Consider the following 17,499-nt stretch of genomic DNA (forward strand, 5'->3'; position numbering starts at 1 on the left):
AGAGTTAAGAAATGGCAACTTTAAATTTTGACGGTGCAAACGGTAACTATGGGGATGGCTTCTTACAGGCTGGTTCATGGATTTTAGAAGATGGAATTTTAAGAATAACGGGGTCAGCCCCAAGTGGCGATGCTCGTATTCTGTGGGAATCTGCAAGTAATGGTTCGTTGACGTTGCGCATCCTCGACCCCAAAACAAGCCCCTCTTATGCGGCGATTTTCTTCAGGGCTACAGACTTAAATAATGGCTTTCATTTTCTAAATCGCGCCCAAGATAACCGCCTTCGCCTTATCAAGGTTATTGATGGTGTAACCCAATCCCCCGACTTGTTGGATATAACACCTGCAGGAATTGGGGGCGCATCACCTAGAACTTTAGGCGTAGAGTTGGATGGAGACACAATTCGATGCTTCCAAAATGGTACGCAGGTCGGTGGAGACATAACGGACACTTTTAATCAAAATGCAACATTGCACGGTATTCGTACAGGTTCTGCAGACTATGACTTTGACTACATCACAATTCCTGACCCTGCAGTAGCGGCGACAAAGAGTATCACTTTTGATTTGCATCAAGACTTAGTTGGGGTTTCAGGCGTCAACTTTTTAATTTCACCTACTCCTCTAGGTGACTCGATTACTTCGGGCGCGTTAGATACTTCTTCTAGCACCGTAACTATTGATTTAGATGCTTTCCCTTCAGTAGCTGCTGGTGAAACTCTTATGCTTATTGCTACTGATAAACAAGCTGCAAATGACGATGCCGACATTATTGCGTGGTCTTCAGCGACTGTAACGGAGGCGTAATATGGCTAACTCAGCATTATGGCCACAGCGCCTAAGTTCATTCAATTATGTTGATAGCGGTGGCGCTATTCCTGACTTGCCTGCTCTACCTCTACCCCAGTTTGTCAGCGGGTTCAAAAGAAAGATAAACAAGATAGGTAAGTTGTTTGATAAACCTGCCTCTATGGTTGATGACGAGGAGTTTTGGGCTCGTGTCTATAAGACCGTTTATATTCCTGGTTGGCCGAGTGAAATTTACCCGTTTATCATGTACTCATCTTCTGACCATAGTACAGGCAATGGCGGTATTTATGTTCGTGTATGGAGAAAAGCAGACGGGCCACTAACAGACGGGGCGGCGTGGCACGAATGGCAAGATGTATCAAATGAAACATGGTTCGATCACATAGTTCAGAAAACTAACCCTATCTACTACAAAGAGGTGCAGACGGAAACACCACAAATGATAGTAGATCAGGGATTGGTTTATTTATTTACTCACGATGGTGCTGTGAATGCGGGTAGTGAATACGGCGGTAATGTACAAGCAACCACATACGCCACAGGCTCAAACGGAATAGATTTTACGTATAAAGGTATCATCAATGCCTACAACCCTAAGCTTTTCTCAGGGAACGGCCATGGTGGTTACTTTGATGTAGGGCTAAACAAAAACCCTGCTATCCCGTTTAAATGGATTGCTAAACAAACCAAAGGCGGTGGCTTTGACAACCGTGGACCCAGTGTTCGCATAGTGGGTTCAAATACCCTAAGCGCTCGATACTGGACTGAAATTGCAGACGTAGGCCGAATGCAAGGTCAACTTAAACAGTACAGCCCCGCAGGGAAAGAAGACTGGATTTACATACCAGAAAATCCGCATAACCAAATTAAAGAAGGCGCTTACTGGAAAATTAAAGGCACTTTTAGACCCAACGTTGTAACTGGTGGTGTAGATGCGGGGGCGGTTCCGTGCGAATTTTTAGTTGATGACTACTTTAATTTTGTGTCAGAGCCTAATGTTATGGGCGAGCTTGGGGCCGCTGGCGAGTTCGATGATGATGAACTTCAAAACTTTCACGAACTTGAATATGAAGGTGTTGTGTATGGCTTTTATAAAGCCATGCAGAATGGCGCTTCAGTTAGCTCAATCGGTATTTGTACGGTTACCGAAGAAGCCGCTGACTGGGAAATTTTCAACCCTTTAAGTCAAAGGGCAGTGCAGCAATCCTATGCCTCTGATGGCGTTAATTTACCCACAGGGCTAGCGGTCACCCCTAGCCTATCAAACTACGATTTAGAAGGGTTGAGCTGTGTATCGTTGTTGTTGGACATGGATGAATCTGAATCGTCCATAATCTCAACGCAAGGCATTACCCCTAAAGACCACGACATCATCGATGTAATGTTCAAGAACATCGGGAAAGACACGTCTGATGCGATGCTTGTTGAATTTGGTTTAACCGATAGTTTGACCGCGCCAACGGTTCAGTTTAACTATCGATGGAATCCTAGAGCGACAGCAACCACAAGTGCCGCACGCTCTGAGAAAATGGCTATAGACACGTTAGGTACATCAAGCGATGGTACTACGTTATCGCGTAACTATTTTGGGCAAAGTGGTGGGCGCAACTCAGACAAAGAACAAGATGAGTCTAGCCAGTCACGCCACAATGTTGGCTTGCGCCTTGTGCCGGCGACTGGTCAGTTAATCGTACTTGAAGGTGTAGCTGGGCAAGAAATTATTGATATAAGCGGGTTTGACTATAACAAGCCACTTTATGTCTTTATTAAAGCGAAGCTTGACAGCTCATTAGGTGCTGAACCTGCAACGGCTGACGCTGCCGTTACATTTGAGAAAATAGACCTAATCACATATAGCGCTGACGCAGTAGCTGTGCCGCAAGCACCAAGCCTCGCGACGTCTAAAACCAGTGAGTCGATTACTTTAAGCACTAACACCGTTCCTGGGGCTACGGGCTATAAATTCTTTTTAGATAACCAACAAAATGAAACAGGTTCATTTACAGGTTTAGAGCCAGAAACAACCTACACCGTTTATGCTCGTGCGTTCAATACCCTTGGCGATTCAGCGCCAAGTGCAATACAAACGGTTACTACAGATGAGGCAATACCAGTGAATCAACCCCCAATAGCTAATGCTGGACCTAACCAGTCAGTAGCCGCCGCAACGCAATTCACGCTCGATGGTACGGGTTCGCAAGATACTGACGGCACTATAGTCGAATGGCGCTGGACACAAACTGCTGGTGATACAGTAACACTTGACCAAGAAAACCCTGCACGGCCTACTGCAACGGCTCCAAGCAAAACAACGGCGCAGCGCTTGACGTTTCAGCTGGTCACTGTTGACGATGAAGGTGCAGTTAGCTCCCCTTCCCTGGTTAACATTGACGTTGCTGCAGTAGTACAAAATGATGTACTCAACATTATCGACAAAATTTCGTTCACGTTTGAATCAGATGGAATGATTACGGCATTTCCAGGGCGAGCAAATAGAGAAACATTCAGACTTAAACCTAGTGATCCTACTGGCCTTGTTCTCGAGGACGGATGGTTCGATTTCGAAGCAAATGATGTAAGGAGAGTAGAAATCTCTATGCTCGAAACCACTGGCGTTAAAATCATATCTACTGATACGGATTCAATCACGAGAGAAAAAAGTAAACTGCACGCAAGAATGGGAGATATGCCAATCAAGTCATCAACAAAAGAGTTCGAACCGACTGTCTCTGTTTTTGTAGGCAATGATGAGAGAGGTGTTGTTATGACTGCTCCAGGGCTATCAGGCGCACCCAAAGTAAAATACTACTCAACAACCGCAAGAGCTGTTTAAACGGGATTTAAATATGCCTTATACAGTCGAGATATTTAACCAAGTTGAAGTCGAAGAGTTCATCACTGGGTGGATTCTTCGACTAACTTTCCCTGAAGGAACGTTTAAGTTCTATGCTCACTCACAAGGTGAGGACGATGTTGTAATCTATATTGGGCACGGTACAGTCACAATGAAGATGAAGCAAGCCGTCAGGGAGTGGGCTAACAAGAGAGGTATTAAGCAGGTCAATTGGGGTAGAGAAAGGAAGATAAATAAAGCCGCTAAAGTCTAATAGTGTCGCCAAACTTCTCCGCGCTGTTCGCCAAACTTCTCCGGCGGCTACATACACAGTGTAAAAACAGAAAAGGCCAGCATTGCGCTGGCCTTTACATTTATTTGGTGCGGAAAGCGGGACTTGAACCCGCACGAGCTATGCTCACCACCCCCTCAAGATGGCGTGTCTACCAATTCCACCACTTCCGCGAAAACTTTTTAGTTTGAACCTTCAGCGTCGTCAGACTTTGGTACGTCTGTCACATCGCTTTCAACAACAGGAACATCGCTTTGAGCTGCATCTTCAATAACTGGTACGTCTTGATCAGCTGGTAGCTCTACTGGCTCTTCTACTGTCGCTGGAACTTCTAGGTTGTTCCACTCATCTTCTGCGCTTTCACGGTTTGCAGTCATTGCACCCAAAGAAAGGCTAATTAAGAAGAACAAGCCGGCTAATATAGCGGTCGTACGAGTCATGAAGTTACCTGAACCTGATGAACCGAAAACAGTGTTTGAACCGCCTGAGCCAAATGAAGCGCCCATATCTGCACCTTTACCTTGTTGGATCAATACAAATCCAATAAGTAATAGCGCTACAATTAGGTATGCTACTAATAGCACTTCGTAAATCATAAATACCTCGTCAGTTTGCCGCTTGGCAAATTGAAATAAAATCTTCAGCTTTTAAACTGGCTCCGCCAATTAAACCGCCATCTACATCTTTCTGTGCAAATAGGGTTTCAGCATTATCTGGCTTAACACTACCACCGTACAAAATACGAAGGCCTTGAGCCAATTGTGCGTCTACTTTATTAAAGTAGCCGCGAATAAATTCGTGTACTTCTTGTGCTTGCTCGGGGCTGGCTGTTTTACCAGTACCAATTGCCCAAATCGGCTCGTATGCAATAACAGTTTTGCTGAGTTCGTCTACCGACATGGCGCTAACTAGTGCATCTAGTTGCTCGCCAACAAACGATTCAACATCACCTGCTTCTCTCACTTCAAGTGGCTCACCTACACAAATGATGGGTACAACACCTGAAGAAACACATTGCTTTGCCTTTAATGCAACAAGTTCGCTTGACTCGCCTTGGTCTTCTCGTCTTTCTGAATGCCCAACAATTGCGTAACCGCAACCTGCTTCTTTAAGCATTTCAACTGACAACTCACCAGTGTGAGCGCCGTTATTAAGTTGACTTACGTTTTGAGCACCAATGGCAAACGAATGGGTTTCAAATGCGTGTAAAAGAAGTGAAGGAGCGCAAATTACGATTTCCGAATCAGCTTTTACATTCGCCAGTTTTTGATTAAATTCAGCAACTAATGCCAAATTTCCGTTCATTTTCCAGTTGCCAGCCACGAATGGCTTTCTAAGATTTTTACTCACAACGCAGACCTTAGCCCTGTCTTCAAAGCGGGCGTGATATTAACTATTTAATTGAGAAGATACAAGCACAAAAAGCAAAATTTCCTGCTACGCCAACTAATTGGCGAGATTACGAACAGTTTCAGCAATATGCTCTGCCCATTTGTGAGATTGGCTTTCGTCATTCGACTCAACCATCACACGAATTAACGGCTCAGTACCACTTTTACGTAGAAGTACCCTGCCCGTTTTACCTAACGCAGACTCAGCCTCTTTCTTAGCATTTTGTACATTGCTGTGTGCTAAATAATCCACTTCTTGGTTAGCGTACCTCACGTTAACTAGCGTTTGCGGGTACATTTCAAACCCACTTGCTAAGTCGTGTAAGTCCATGTGCGAACGAAGCATTGCAGCAAGCACTTGAAGCCCAGCTACAATACCGTCACCCGTAGAGCTCATATTAAGATTGAGAACATGACCCGAGTTTTCACCGCCAATAGACCAGCCTTTTTGCTGTAGCAGCTCCATCACATAACGGTCGCCAACATTACTTCTTGCGAAAGGAACACCAAGCTTTGACAACGCATTTTCAAGGCCTAAATTACTCATCAACGTGCCAACGACACCACCCTGCATTTTGCCGTTCTTAAGCGCGTCGCGGGCAATGATGTAAACAATCTGGTCACCATCAAGCACATTGCCAAGGTGGTCTACCATCATAATGCGATCGCCATCGCCGTCTAGGGCAAAGCCAAGATCAGCGCCGGTCTCCTTAACCTTATCAACAATCGCATCCATTGAGGTTGCGCCTACACCGTCGTTAATATTTAAACCGTTCGGCGCTGTACCAAGTTCGATAACCGTAGCACCTAACTCTCTCAATACATTGGGGGCAATGTGGTACGTTGCGCCATGTGCGCAGTCCACAACAATTTTAAGATCTGTCAGCGATAATTCTGAAGGGAATGTCCCCTTACAAAACTCAATATAACGACCCGCAGCGTCGTTTATACGCGTGGCCTTACCCAGCTTATCAGATGCCACACACGTCATTGGACGCTCAAGCATATCTTCAATCGCTAACTCGATATCATCATCAAGCTTAAAGCCTTGCGCTGAGAAAAATTTAATGCCGTTGTCATAAAACGGATTATGTGACGCACTAATCACTATCCCTGCTTCTGAGCGAAATGTTTTGGTGAGATAAGCAATGGCTGGCGTTGGCATGGGGCCTAGCAAGCCGATATTGATACCAGCAGCCGATAAACCCGCCTCTAAAGACGACTCTAGCATGTAGCCAGAAATACGCGTGTCTTTACCAATAAGTACTTTGTTCGTCCCTCGTCCGGCAAGGACCTTACCTGCTGCCCACCCGAGTTTTGTAACAAACTCTGGGTTGATATTGCTCTCGCCTACCTTTCCGCGGATACCGTCGGTGCCGAAATATTTGCGCTGCGTCATTATTATTCCTTATTTTACTGAATTCAGCATTTTCACGATATTGACAGCATCAGCTGTTTCTTTCACGTCGTGAACGCGAATTATCTGTGCGCCCATTTGGGCGACAATTGTAGCGAGGCTTATGCTTCCCGCCAAGCGCTCATCCACTTTTCTATTTAGCAAATTGCCAATCATCGACTTGCGAGACATGCCTACTAACACTGGGTAACCCAGCTTCATAAGCGATGGCAAGTGTTTCACCAGCGTATAATTGTGTTCCAGTGACTTTCCGAAACCGTAGCCAGGGTCGAACAAAATCTTGTCTTTAGCGATGCCCGCTTCTTCACACACTTTGGTACGCGCGAGTAGAAACTGACCCACATCATTCACTACATCATCATACTCAGGGCTTTGCTGCATGGTTCTGGGTTGCCCCTGCATATGCATTAAACAAACAGGTACTTCTGCTTCAGCTGCTACTTGCAATGCACCAGGCTCTTGTAACGCGCGTACATCGTTAATTAGCCCCGCGCCGGCTTTCACCGCTTCCCGCATAACGTCAGCCTTGCTGGTATCAATAGAAATAACACATGCGGTATTTTTAGCTACGGCTTCAATAACGGGTATTGTGCGATCAAGTTCTTCCTGCAGCGATACATCGGGCGCGCCTGGCCTTGTCGATTCGCCACCTATATCAATAAAAGTTGCCCCGTCTTCAATCATGCGAAGCGCATGGTCAAGGGCTTGAGATACATTTGTATGCTTGCCGCCGTCAGAAAATGAATCAGGAGTAACATTTAAAATGCCCATTACCTGAGGCTGTGACAGATCTATGGAGTACTTACCAAACTGCATGAATTACCTGCATTACCTTTGTTTTGAAATTACCGTATTTCTTAGACAGAAAATATGTTGAGAAATGAAGCTATAAAGCAAACTGATTTTGACCCGCTGTCTTAGCAATGAAACCTACTTAAAAATGCATGCTCTTTGCCTTGTTGCTTGCTGAATTCTTTAGTTTGTTCTTCGCTATGTTTTTTGCATTGTTCTTTGCAAAGATCAGTGTAAAGCGTAACGAAATAAATAACTCAGCTAACACCGTGACATAAACTGTAAGTCAAATTCCCAGATTAAAATCAGTTAGCTCTAACAAAAAACGCCAGTTAAACTGGCGCTTTTCAATGGATGTAGAAGGTTAGCTTGGAATATCGCCCGGCTTACCTACCGACGGCTTGTCTACACCGTCATTTTTGATTTCACCTTCACGAACCGGCGCACCACCACTTGGCTTATCGCCACCCGATGGCTTGCTGTCATCCCAGTCAGCAGGAGGACGAACGTCAGTGCGGTTCATCAGATCATCAATTTGCTTAGCATCAATGGTTTCGTACTTCATCAGTGCGTCTTTCATTGAATGTAAAATATCGATGTTGTCTTCAAGGATCTTTTGAGCACGCTCGTAGTTGCGGTCAATCAGTGACTTAATTTCCGCATCAATGGCACGTGCTGTGTCATCAGACATGTTTGTTGCCTTAGACATAGACTTGCCTAAGAACACTTCGCCTTCGTCTTCAGCGTAAAGCATTGGGCCCATTTTGCTCGACAAGCCCCATTGGGTCACCATCTTACGTGCAATTTCAGTCGCACGTTCGATGTCGTTAGATGCACCCGTGGTTACTTTGTCGTCACCATAAATAATGGCTTCAGCAATACGCCCACCAAACAAGCTAGAAATCATACTTTCTAAGTGCTGTTTAGAGTGGCTCACTCGGTCTTGCTCTGGTAAGTACATGGTCACACCCAGCGCGCGACCGCGTGGAATGATTGACACTTTGTATACCGGATCGTGCTCTGGCACTAAGCGACCTACGATAGCGTGACCCGCTTCGTGATACGCTGTCATTTCTTTTTCAGGCTCAGACATCACCATAGACTTACGCTCAGAGCCCATCATGATTTTGTCTTTCGCTTTCTCAAACTCTTCCATAGAAACAAGGCGCTTGTTGCCGCGAGCAGCGAACAATGCAGCTTCATTTACTAGGTTAGCAAGGTCAGCACCTGAGAAACCTGGTGTACCGCGAGCAATAACTGACGGTTCTACGTTATCAGCCACTGGCACTTTACGGATATGAACTTTAAGAATTTGTTCACGGCCGCGGATGTCAGGAAGACCAACCACTACTTGACGGTCAAAACGACCAGGACGAAGAAGCGCAGGGTCTAGTACGTCAGGACGGTTAGTTGCCGCAATAACGATAATACCTTCATGACCCTCAAAGCCGTCCATTTCAACAAGCATCTGGTTAAGGGTTTGCTCACGTTCGTCGTGACCACCACCTAGACCAGCACCACGTTGACGGCCTACCGCATCGATTTCATCGATAAAGATGATACAAGGCGCCGCTTTTTTCGCTTGCTCAAACATGTCACGCACACGAGATGCACCTACACCCACGAACATTTCAACGAAATCAGAACCAGAGATCGTAAAGAATGGTACTTTCGCTTCACCGGCAATGGCTTTTGCAAGCAACGTTTTACCTGTACCAGGAGGACCTACCATAAGTACGCCCTTCGGAATTTTACCACCAAGCTTTTGGAACTTAGACGGGTCGCGTAGGAAGTCTACCAATTCAGATACATCTTCTTTCGCTTCGTCACAGCCTGCTACGTCAGCAAATGTTGTCTTAATTTGGTCTTCACCAAGCAAGCGAGCTTTGCTTTTACCGAATGACATAGCGCCACGGCCGCCGCCACCCTGCATTTGACGCATGAAGAAAATCCATACACCAATAAGCAGTAACATGGGGAACCATGAGATGAAAATAGACGTCAGAAGAGACTGCTCTTCTGGTGGTTCACCGTACACTCTTACGTCGTTCTTAACCAAGTCAGATACTAACTTGTCATCGAAGTAAGGTACGAATGTTTGGAAAGTTTCGCCTGAACGCTTAGTACCTCGAATTTCGCCACTATTATTGATGCGAACTTCTCGAATATTTCCCTGTTCTGCTTCTCTCAAAAACGTTGTGTAGTCAGTTTGCGAACGAGACGATTCACTCGGTGAAAAGCTCTGGAAAACCGACATTAAAACAACGGCGATGACTAACCATAAGATTAAATTTTTTGCCATATCGCTCAATGCTACTAACCTCTATAAACCCGAATTGCTTGTATATTCAACAAGTTGTTTATTGAATAAACGACACAACTCGCAACGAAAACCGCTTATCTCAAAGCGTACTACACTTTATACCCACAAGCCACCAAATACACCTCTCGCGAACGTGATCTGGACGAGTCAGGCTTACGCGTCTTTATGGTTGTGAAAGATTGTTTAAGTGCGTTCATGAACTCAACAAAACCCTCACCTTGGAACACCTTTATGACAAACGAACCACCAGGCTTTAACACTTGGTGACACATATCAAGCGCTAGTTCGCAAAGGTACATAGAGCGAGATTGGTCAACCGACGCGTTACCTGCAAGGTTCGGTGCCATATCTGACAACACAATATCTACGGTGTTCCCACCGATTCTGTTCAATAGTGCGTCGAGAACAGCGTCCTCTCTGAAATCACCTTGTAAAAAGTCTACGCCCACAATTGGGTCCATGGGCAAAATATCGCACGCGATAACTTGACCATTGTCGCCAACGAGCTGTGCGGCTAGCTGTGACCAGCCCCCCGGTGCAGCACCAAGGTCTACAAGTGTCATTCCTGGTTTAATAAGCTTATCTTTTTTCTGAATTTCTTCCAGTTTGTAGATAGCCCGCGAGCGCCAACCTTCCTTATTTGCTTTTTGCACATAATGGTCGTTAACGTGTTCTTGTAGCCAGCGTTTACTGCTAGCGGAGTGTTTCTTTTTTGTCATTCCAATACAATGTCATTAGGATTGTAGAGAAGATGGCGTTAGAATACGTTATTTCAAGCATAAACTAACAGATTAATTGTAAGAAATATTACTTCATGAAACTTTCAAATAAACAGAAACAATTCCTAAAAGGCCTTGCACACCCTTTAAAACCTGTTGTGCAGCTAGGTGGGAACGGCCTGACAGAAGGTGTGGTTGCCGAAATTGACAACGCCCTTAGCCATCACGAATTAATTAAAGTTAAGGTGCCAACAGACGATCGCGAAGAAAAAGCGCTAATCATGGATGCCATTGTTCGTGAAACAAACTCAGTTAAGCTACAGGTAATCGGCCACACGCTAATTATCTACCGTCAAAGCGAAGACTGTAAAATTCAGTTGCCAAAATAGCTGAATATAAGGTGCCGATCCCCGTCGGCACCGTAGTTTTTCTTCTTACTTCCCGTTAACATCACGTTAATAATAGTGAAAAACTAGGGTTTAAGGGAAATCTATGACGCTAAATAATCTTACTGCCATTGTTACTGGTGGTTGCTCCGGACTTGGTCACGCCACTGCTATCGCACTTCGAGATGCAGGTGCTAACGTCAGCCTTTTCGACTTAAATGAAGAGCTTGGCGCACAGCGCGTAGAAGAATTAGGCAATAACAACACACTTTTCACCAAAGTCGATGTACGCGATGAAGCTTCTGTTCAAGCAGCTATAGACGCGACAGCCGAAAGGTTTGGCGCCATTTCTCTAGTGGTTAATTGTGCAGGCATCGCACCAGCTAAGCGACTGCTTGACAAAGAAGGCAATCCGGCGCCGTTGGGTGATTTCCAGAAAACTATCGATATTAACTTAGTAGGAAGCTTTAATGTTTCTCGCTTAGTTGCAGCGACGATGGCAAAGCAATCGCCAGTTAACGAGGAAGGCGAACGCGGTCTTATCGTAAACACTGCTTCAGTTGCTGGTTACGAAGGTCAAATAGGGCAAACCGCTTATGCCGCGAGTAAAGGTGGTATTATCGGCTTAACCCTTCCAATGGCTCGAGACTTAGCCCCGTTGGGTATTCGTGTTAACACCATTGCGCCGGGTGTAATGGGCACGCCAATGCTACTTGCTATGCCAGAAAAGGTGCAAGACGCCCTTTCTGCTAACGTTCAGTTTCCTAAGCGCCTTGGGCTACCAGAAGAATTTGCTAAGTTGGTTATCCATATGGCGAACAATAGCTACCTAAATGGTGAGACAATCCGCTTAGACGGCGGGCTGCGCATGCCTCCAAAGTAGTGATTAAGTACATTAATGCTTTAATCAAAAAAACCGCCTTTCTGAAGTGACCCCAATAATTGGAGTGTCCAACTAATTGGGGGTCACTTCATTTCGGCGGTTTTTTTAAAGCGTTATCTATTGGTAATAGTTAACTTTTCATTTTAATTAGCGTATCAGCTTCTACCGTGAAACGATTAAAGAAATCGTCTTCTAGTTCGCCAGTGATGCGTACGCGCTCGCCTTTCATTAGCGTTAAGTAACCATCCGCATCCACAGGTGCGTCCTCAAGCTCATCAAGTTCTACCGTGAGGGTGGTATCGCCAACGTCAATTTGTAACGCTTCTTTGCCAATTGATTTAACGGTACCTACAAGCACCATTTCTTCATCGTCAAACTCAATGTTACTTGCTGTACTTAAATAAAGGTCTGCCGAAGCCTGATTAACCGACTCAGCTAAGTAAACAGTATCCATACCATCAACAATCACACTTTGAGCAACTAACCTTTCGCTCGAAAACATGCCATCATCAAGACGCGCCGTTACCATGACTTCTTCGCCTTTCATTTTTGCATAGGCATTACTGTCAAGGTCGGTGTCTCTTAACTCAACAAAGATATTCCCGTCACCGTAATCTAACGTAAAGAATTTTGAATCTACAGCAGACACCTCACCGGTCAACGTAATCCACGTATCACCAGACTCAGATGTTCTGGACTCAGGTTGCACTGACGCTGAAGCTGCTTGCATTTGCGCAGTTTTCATCTCGTCAACGTTAGCTTGTGCCATTGCAGATGAGCCCATCATAGCGACTGAAACCAGAGTTGCTGTAATCGTTCGTTTTGAGTTAAACATCGTAACCTCCTTAAAGGCATCATTGTTATCCATTCGATAATCTCTGATGCAAACCCAATGCCGCGCATATAAATCAATAACTTACGTGGAATACACTTAAATTATCTATTTGCTAAAAAGAAAAATATTCCGACTATTGAAGACATTACACTGTATCTTGCATGCGTATTTGTGAGGTGCTTAACCTTCAGATAAAAGAGTTAAAATAATACGCCTTACTGTGTAAAGTAGAGTTATGGAATTAGGTTAAGCACAGTGGACAGCAAATGTCTCACCCTCATCAACATATTGATACGCCACCTCTTAGTAGTGATGTCGAAAATAATACTGCAGATAAATTAGAAACCGTTGAAACAAAGGATATAGTCACGCCCTATGCGTTTGGCGTGGCAAACTCACTGTTAGGCAAGCGTCTGGCTACACCTTTTCAACGAGGGTGGGCTCAGTGTATTGACCTACTATTTGTCGCCATTTTGAGCTCGCTGGATGCACTGTTTTTGGCGATTATTGCTACAGTGACGTTTTATAAAGCTAGCCGCAACTTAGCCAACCATGACCTAGCCAATCAAAGCCATAAAAAAACTACGCGTTCATTTCTTCGAATAGGTGGAGCGTTCATGCTCTTTTGGACAGTGTTGCTTACGTTAGATGCTGCTAATGAGGCTAATTACTTTCGTGACGATGCAACTGTCAGCAACGTGATCGACTCGCCTAGTCGCCCAGGTGAGAAAAATGGTGCGAACGATGATATTGGAATAAATGAGCAAGTTGTAAATAAAGGTGTGCATGAAGATGGCCTACAGGAAGCTGAAGGTATTGAAAGTGACCTAGCAGATTTCGATGACGCAACTTCAGAGCCCTCAGCAAACACTTACAGCATTGTCGCGTGGATTAAAGGGTTAATTACTGAACTTGGCTTAGGCTTTGGTTGGGCCGCGCTTTATTACAGCGTGTTTACCGCATGGTTTAACGGAAAAACTCCAGGTAAACGACTGCTAAATATACAAGTACTCAAACTCGATGGTTCTGGACTGTCGCTATGGGAGAGCTTTGGTCGTTATGGCGGTTACGGTGCGGGTTTAGCAACGGGCTTGTTAGGATTTGTGCAAATTTACTGGGATCCTAACCGACAAGCTATCCAAGATAAAATTTCAGAAACTCTGGTGATCAGCACCCGCGATTAGCTCGCTCTGATACTTGCGTTTAACATTGAATGGCTGTGTGCACGTTCTACTGAAAAAACGCTTCCTTATTAGCACAAAAATCAAGAAGCGCGCCTCGACACTGCAAGTACGCGCTTCGTTTTTATCTATTCGCCATCGCCACCATTAACAATAAGCGCAATATTGTATAGACGGTTTACGGCATGGTAATTGATTGAGTTTTTGGGGTAACGACCTTTACTGCTTATTTTACCCGCTTCCTGTTCCATCAAAATAGATAGCGCGTCATCAACGGTCTCTACAGTGTAAATATGGAACAGCCCTTTTTTCACAGCATCGATAACAGTGGCGTCTAATACCAAATTAATCGCATTTGATTTAGGAATAATCACGCCTTGCGTGCCGGTGAGGCCACGGTGTTGACACAAGTCGAAAAAGCCTTCTATCTTTTCGTTCACTCCGCCAACCGCTTGCACTTCACCATACTGGTTTATGGAACCCGTGATAGCCAAGGTTTGTAAGCAAGGGATTTCAGTCAACGCAGAGATAAGCGCAACCAGTTCACCAAGGGATGCACTATCGCCATCAATATGTCCGTATGACTGCTCTAGCGCTATATTTGCCGATAGGGTTAACGGGAAATGCTGGGCATACTTGTTGCCCAAGTAGCCGTTTAGCAACATAACGCCTTTTGAGTGAATAGGCTGTCCAAGCTCTACCTCACGCTCAATATCAACTACACCACTTGCGCCGGCAAATACAGTAGAAGTAATGCGTGCAGGCGTACCAAATGCAGTGTCACCAATATCCAATACAGTTAACCCGTTTACTTTGCCTACCGCTTTTCCTTCAGTGGCAATAAGCACGTGCCCTTCTTTAATATCGTTTAATAGTGTTTGACTGACGCGGCCGGTGCGTCGCTTCTTGGCACTTAATGCTGTTTTTAAATGATCAAGTTCTAGTGTGTCGGCACTAGATTTCTGACAGAAATAATAGGCTTCATTAACTAGCTCGATAACTTCAGCGAAGTGCGCAGATAGCTTTTCTTTGTGTTCAGCCATTCTTAACGAGTACTCAACTAGCCGGCACATCGCGTTAGCGGTAATGCCTTTAAGTCCTAACTGAATAAGATGCGCACGTACTTTGCCCACGAAATCAAAAAGCGCCTGTCTGGTGACGGGAATTTCCAAATCAAAATCCACCAACACTCTAAACAGTTCATCAAACTCGTCATCGTAATCTTGCAGCGTGTAGTATAAATCACGCGAGCCTAACAGAACGATTTTCACATTTAAGTCGATGGGCTGTGGATTGAGCGTAATGTTGTTCACCATACCCACATCTTGCTGGGGTAAGTCCATGCGCAAGCGCTGCGACTTGATGGCAAGCTTAAGGGTATCCCACACGAAAGGTTGTTCAATAAGTTGGTCGACATCCAACAACAAATAACCGCCATTTGCACGATGGAGCGCACCGGGCTGAATCATGCGATAGTTGGTAAACACGCTGCCGTGAATGTTGGTGTACTCTATTTTGCCAAACAAATTTTGATAAGTAGGGTTCGGCTCATAAATAACAGGGGCTGCGTCATCGAGTTTATTCGACACCAAAACGTTAGGAAGAAATTGCTCTTCTAAAAATATCTTCTTGTCGAAGTCATCACTCTTCTCTTCTTTCTGCTCTTCACTGTGAATGACTAAGATAGCGTTGACCAATGCAGTTTTAAGCTGCTTGAGGTACTTCATTACCCCTAGCTCAGACGCGTATTTGTGCTCAAGCACTTTTAGCAGCGGCTTAATCCCCTGCTCTGCGGTCTTTTTGTCAAGCTCACGCAGACGCTCAGAGTTTTCGCGTTTCCACGTAGGCAGGCTTAACAGACCTTCGCTTAACCTATTTTCTAGTTCGTCAATAAGAGTATAAAACCCTTCCCGTTGTGCGTCAGTTAATGACGCAAACTCTGTGTCACTTATTGGCTTGCCGTTAACGATAGGTGAAAACGTAATAGAGCCACCCTCTTCGTACAGCGCAACATCATTCGCTTGTGCGTAACGCTCTACCGCATCGATAGCCGCATCGTATTTTTGCTCGAACTCTCTGGAAATTGACGCGCGACGGCGCTGATATCCCGGATTATCAAAGGCAATGGGCAGTGAGTCTAAGACATCGTCAATAAGCGCAGCCATGTCCTTGTGGAATGCTTTTCCACCACCGGGAGGAAATTTTAGCGCAACAGGTTCGCGCTCTTCGTCAAAATTGTTGATATAACAACAATCATCAGGCGCCGGTAGCTGGGCAACTTGGCGTTCAATGTAATCCTTCACTAGAGTGAAGCGCCCCGTAGCGGGCTCACCCATCACATAAAGATTATAGCCTTTGGTGTTAATACCTAACCCAAACGTAAGTGCTTCACGCGCACGCTCTTGCCCAATGAAGGTCGCATTTAGCGCTTCATCATCTTTTAAGGCACTGTTTATCGCTCGGCGATTTATGGTAGGTGAAAGCGCGTCTACATCTAACGCATATAATTTACTGTCTACAGACATGTCTGTTCTATCTTTGTTTCTTTACTTAAGTGAAACCCTAATTAACATTAGTGTCAAACGCTTATCCTGAATAAGGCAGCTTTGCATCGCTAATTGCACAACAAACAACCACCTTCATCAGGTTAGGAAGAAATTAGTTAGTACTAAAAGAGGATTGCGGCCTTCCCAAACATTAAAGTGTGTAGCAACGTACGCTACTTTCAATTACCTTAAAGAGAGGAAAAGACCGACATGCTTTTTATCGACGAGACCTGGTTTCACGCGCAATAACCAATAAATAAAAACAGGGTAATAACAATGACAAAAAAATTGAAAACTCGCTCACCCCTTCTGCTCACCTCCTCTTTCCTTGCAACCTTTCTGGGTACGGCATTTTCTTCAATGAGTATCGCTAACGTAAACTATGCAGATAACTCAGGGTTTTCTATCACCAATGAGAGTGAAAGCTATGCGCCAGTTGAAGTCGTGTACTCTCATTTTATTCAACATGTGGATATGTGGTGGCCGAAAGACCACACATGGTGGAAAGGTGCTTTGCGCATAGATGAGCAGGCTGGTGGCTGTTTCTGTGAAACGACAGACACGGCGAGTTCAGCGCATATGCAGGTAAGCTATGTTGAACCGAACAAAAAAGTGGTGATGACAGGCGGCTTAGGCCCGCTTCAAGAAATGGGTATGTCAGGTGCACTGACATGGGAATTCAGCACAATAGCATCGAGCACATCATCGGATGCAAACACACAAGACGGTCGTATACCGAAAACTAAAGTCACCCTTACCTACCACGTCTCAGGTAATATTCATTTTAATGGCCAAAAAGCATCTAACGAAGACGCCGCCAATTTAGTTCGAGTCGTCGACAAAGTGCAGGCGCAACAACTTAATGCACTAACCGCGTTTAGTGACAATAATTAGATGCGACACTGGGCCTGTTTATCGACAAAATAAGATGGCGCCAAGAGAAAGTAATATGAGCAAATGGGGCGAGTTCTGGTGTTCAATCGACGTAAACTGTGCCATTAATGCTCACTTTTCAAGCAAGCAACAATAAATATTGCCTAGTTCAGTGTTAAGCTATTGAGGCATGGCTTAGCGCTGGGTTATTCTATTGGG

Annotated in this window: 15 protein-coding genes and 1 tRNA gene; 7 read left to right on the forward strand and 9 right to left on the reverse strand. The window is 44.9% G+C overall.

Annotated features, from left to right (window positions below):
• The first annotated feature begins 11 nt into the window (after positions 1 to 11).
• Genes F0261_RS02485 through F0261_RS02495 form a run of 3 tightly spaced genes read left to right on the forward strand, consistent with a single transcriptional unit; the run spans position 12 to position 3,916 of the window.
• On the forward strand, positions 12 to 806 hold the full coding sequence (locus tag F0261_RS02485; RefSeq protein WP_171337148.1) for a hypothetical protein: 795 nt from the start codon (positions 12 to 14) through the stop codon (positions 804 to 806).
• Between the two features lies 1 nt (position 807).
• Complete coding sequence (locus tag F0261_RS02490; RefSeq protein ID WP_171337149.1) at positions 808 to 3,642, forward strand: PKD domain-containing protein; 2,835 nt, start codon at positions 808 to 810, stop codon at positions 3,640 to 3,642.
• A 13-nt stretch (positions 3,643 to 3,655) separates the two neighbouring features.
• The gene (locus F0261_RS02495) at positions 3,656 to 3,916 is read left to right on the forward strand and encodes a hypothetical protein (RefSeq protein WP_171337150.1); all 261 of its coding nucleotides are present in this window, start codon (positions 3,656 to 3,658) and stop codon (positions 3,914 to 3,916) included.
• 105 nt (positions 3,917 to 4,021) lie between these two features.
• On the opposite strand, the gene F0261_RS02500 is transcribed toward F0261_RS02495, so the two are convergent.
• The 7 genes from F0261_RS02500 to rlmE all read right to left on the reverse strand — a co-directional run bounded on the left by F0261_RS02500 (position 4,022) and on the right by rlmE (position 10,576).
• Positions 4,022 to 4,107, reverse strand: a tRNA-Leu gene (locus F0261_RS02500).
• 9 nt (positions 4,108 to 4,116) lie between these two features.
• Positions 4,117 to 4,530: a preprotein translocase subunit SecG gene (secG, locus tag F0261_RS02505; protein WP_039229428.1), complete on the reverse strand. Its 414-nt coding sequence runs from the start codon at positions 4,528 to 4,530 to the stop codon at positions 4,117 to 4,119.
• Positions 4,531 to 4,540: 10 nt separating this feature from the next.
• A complete protein-coding gene (gene tpiA / locus F0261_RS02510) occupies positions 4,541 to 5,284 on the reverse strand; it encodes a triose-phosphate isomerase (RefSeq protein WP_171337151.1) in 744 nt (247 codons plus the stop codon).
• A 96-nt stretch (positions 5,285 to 5,380) separates the two neighbouring features.
• Positions 5,381 to 6,724 (reverse strand): phosphoglucosamine mutase, encoded by a 1,344-nt coding sequence (gene glmM, locus F0261_RS02515; RefSeq protein ID WP_171337152.1) that lies wholly within the window; start codon positions 6,722 to 6,724, stop codon positions 5,381 to 5,383.
• 9 nt (positions 6,725 to 6,733) lie between these two features.
• Positions 6,734 to 7,558, reverse strand: a complete 825-nt coding sequence (gene folP / locus F0261_RS02520; RefSeq protein ID WP_171337153.1) for a dihydropteroate synthase — start codon at positions 7,556 to 7,558, stop codon at positions 6,734 to 6,736.
• Positions 7,559 to 7,898: 340 nt separating this feature from the next.
• The gene (gene ftsH / locus F0261_RS02525; protein WP_014949365.1) at positions 7,899 to 9,845 is read right to left on the reverse strand and encodes an ATP-dependent zinc metalloprotease FtsH; all 1,947 of its coding nucleotides are present in this window, start codon (positions 9,843 to 9,845) and stop codon (positions 7,899 to 7,901) included.
• Between the two features lie 101 nt (positions 9,846 to 9,946).
• A complete protein-coding gene (gene rlmE, locus F0261_RS02530; RefSeq protein ID WP_014949364.1) occupies positions 9,947 to 10,576 on the reverse strand; it encodes a 23S rRNA (uridine(2552)-2'-O)-methyltransferase RlmE in 630 nt (209 codons plus the stop codon).
• 95 nt (positions 10,577 to 10,671) lie between these two features.
• Between rlmE and yhbY the strand changes: the two genes are divergently transcribed.
• Positions 10,672 to 10,965 carry a ribosome assembly RNA-binding protein YhbY gene (gene yhbY / locus F0261_RS02535; RefSeq protein WP_014949363.1) on the forward strand — a complete coding sequence of 98 codons (294 nt, stop codon included), beginning with the start codon at positions 10,672 to 10,674 and terminating at the stop codon, positions 10,963 to 10,965.
• A gap of 103 nt (positions 10,966 to 11,068) precedes the next feature.
• Complete coding sequence (locus F0261_RS02540) at positions 11,069 to 11,845, forward strand: 3-hydroxyacyl-CoA dehydrogenase (protein ID WP_171337154.1); 777 nt, start codon at positions 11,069 to 11,071, stop codon at positions 11,843 to 11,845.
• A 130-nt stretch (positions 11,846 to 11,975) separates the two neighbouring features.
• Here the strand turns inward: F0261_RS02540 and F0261_RS02545 are convergent, their stop codons facing one another.
• Positions 11,976 to 12,680: a hypothetical protein gene (locus F0261_RS02545; RefSeq protein WP_039229438.1), complete on the reverse strand. Its 705-nt coding sequence runs from the start codon at positions 12,678 to 12,680 to the stop codon at positions 11,976 to 11,978.
• A 266-nt stretch (positions 12,681 to 12,946) separates the two neighbouring features.
• On the opposite strand from F0261_RS02545, the gene F0261_RS02550 reads away from it, so the two are divergent.
• Positions 12,947 to 13,864 (forward strand): RDD family protein, encoded by a 918-nt coding sequence (locus F0261_RS02550; protein WP_171337155.1) that lies wholly within the window; start codon positions 12,947 to 12,949, stop codon positions 13,862 to 13,864.
• A gap of 125 nt (positions 13,865 to 13,989) precedes the next feature.
• On the opposite strand, the gene F0261_RS02555 is transcribed toward F0261_RS02550, so the two are convergent.
• Positions 13,990 to 16,386: a Lon protease family protein gene (locus F0261_RS02555; protein WP_039229445.1), complete on the reverse strand. Its 2,397-nt coding sequence runs from the start codon at positions 16,384 to 16,386 to the stop codon at positions 13,990 to 13,992.
• Between the two features lie 297 nt (positions 16,387 to 16,683).
• Between F0261_RS02555 and F0261_RS02560 the strand changes: the two genes are divergently transcribed.
• A complete protein-coding gene (locus F0261_RS02560; protein WP_171337156.1) occupies positions 16,684 to 17,301 on the forward strand; it encodes a hypothetical protein in 618 nt (205 codons plus the stop codon).
• Positions 17,302 to 17,499 lie beyond the last annotated feature (198 nt).

Source organism: Alteromonas sp. 07-89-2 (genome assembly GCF_013113925.1).
Taxonomy (GTDB): Bacteria; Pseudomonadota; Gammaproteobacteria; order Enterobacterales; family Alteromonadaceae; genus Alteromonas; species Alteromonas macleodii.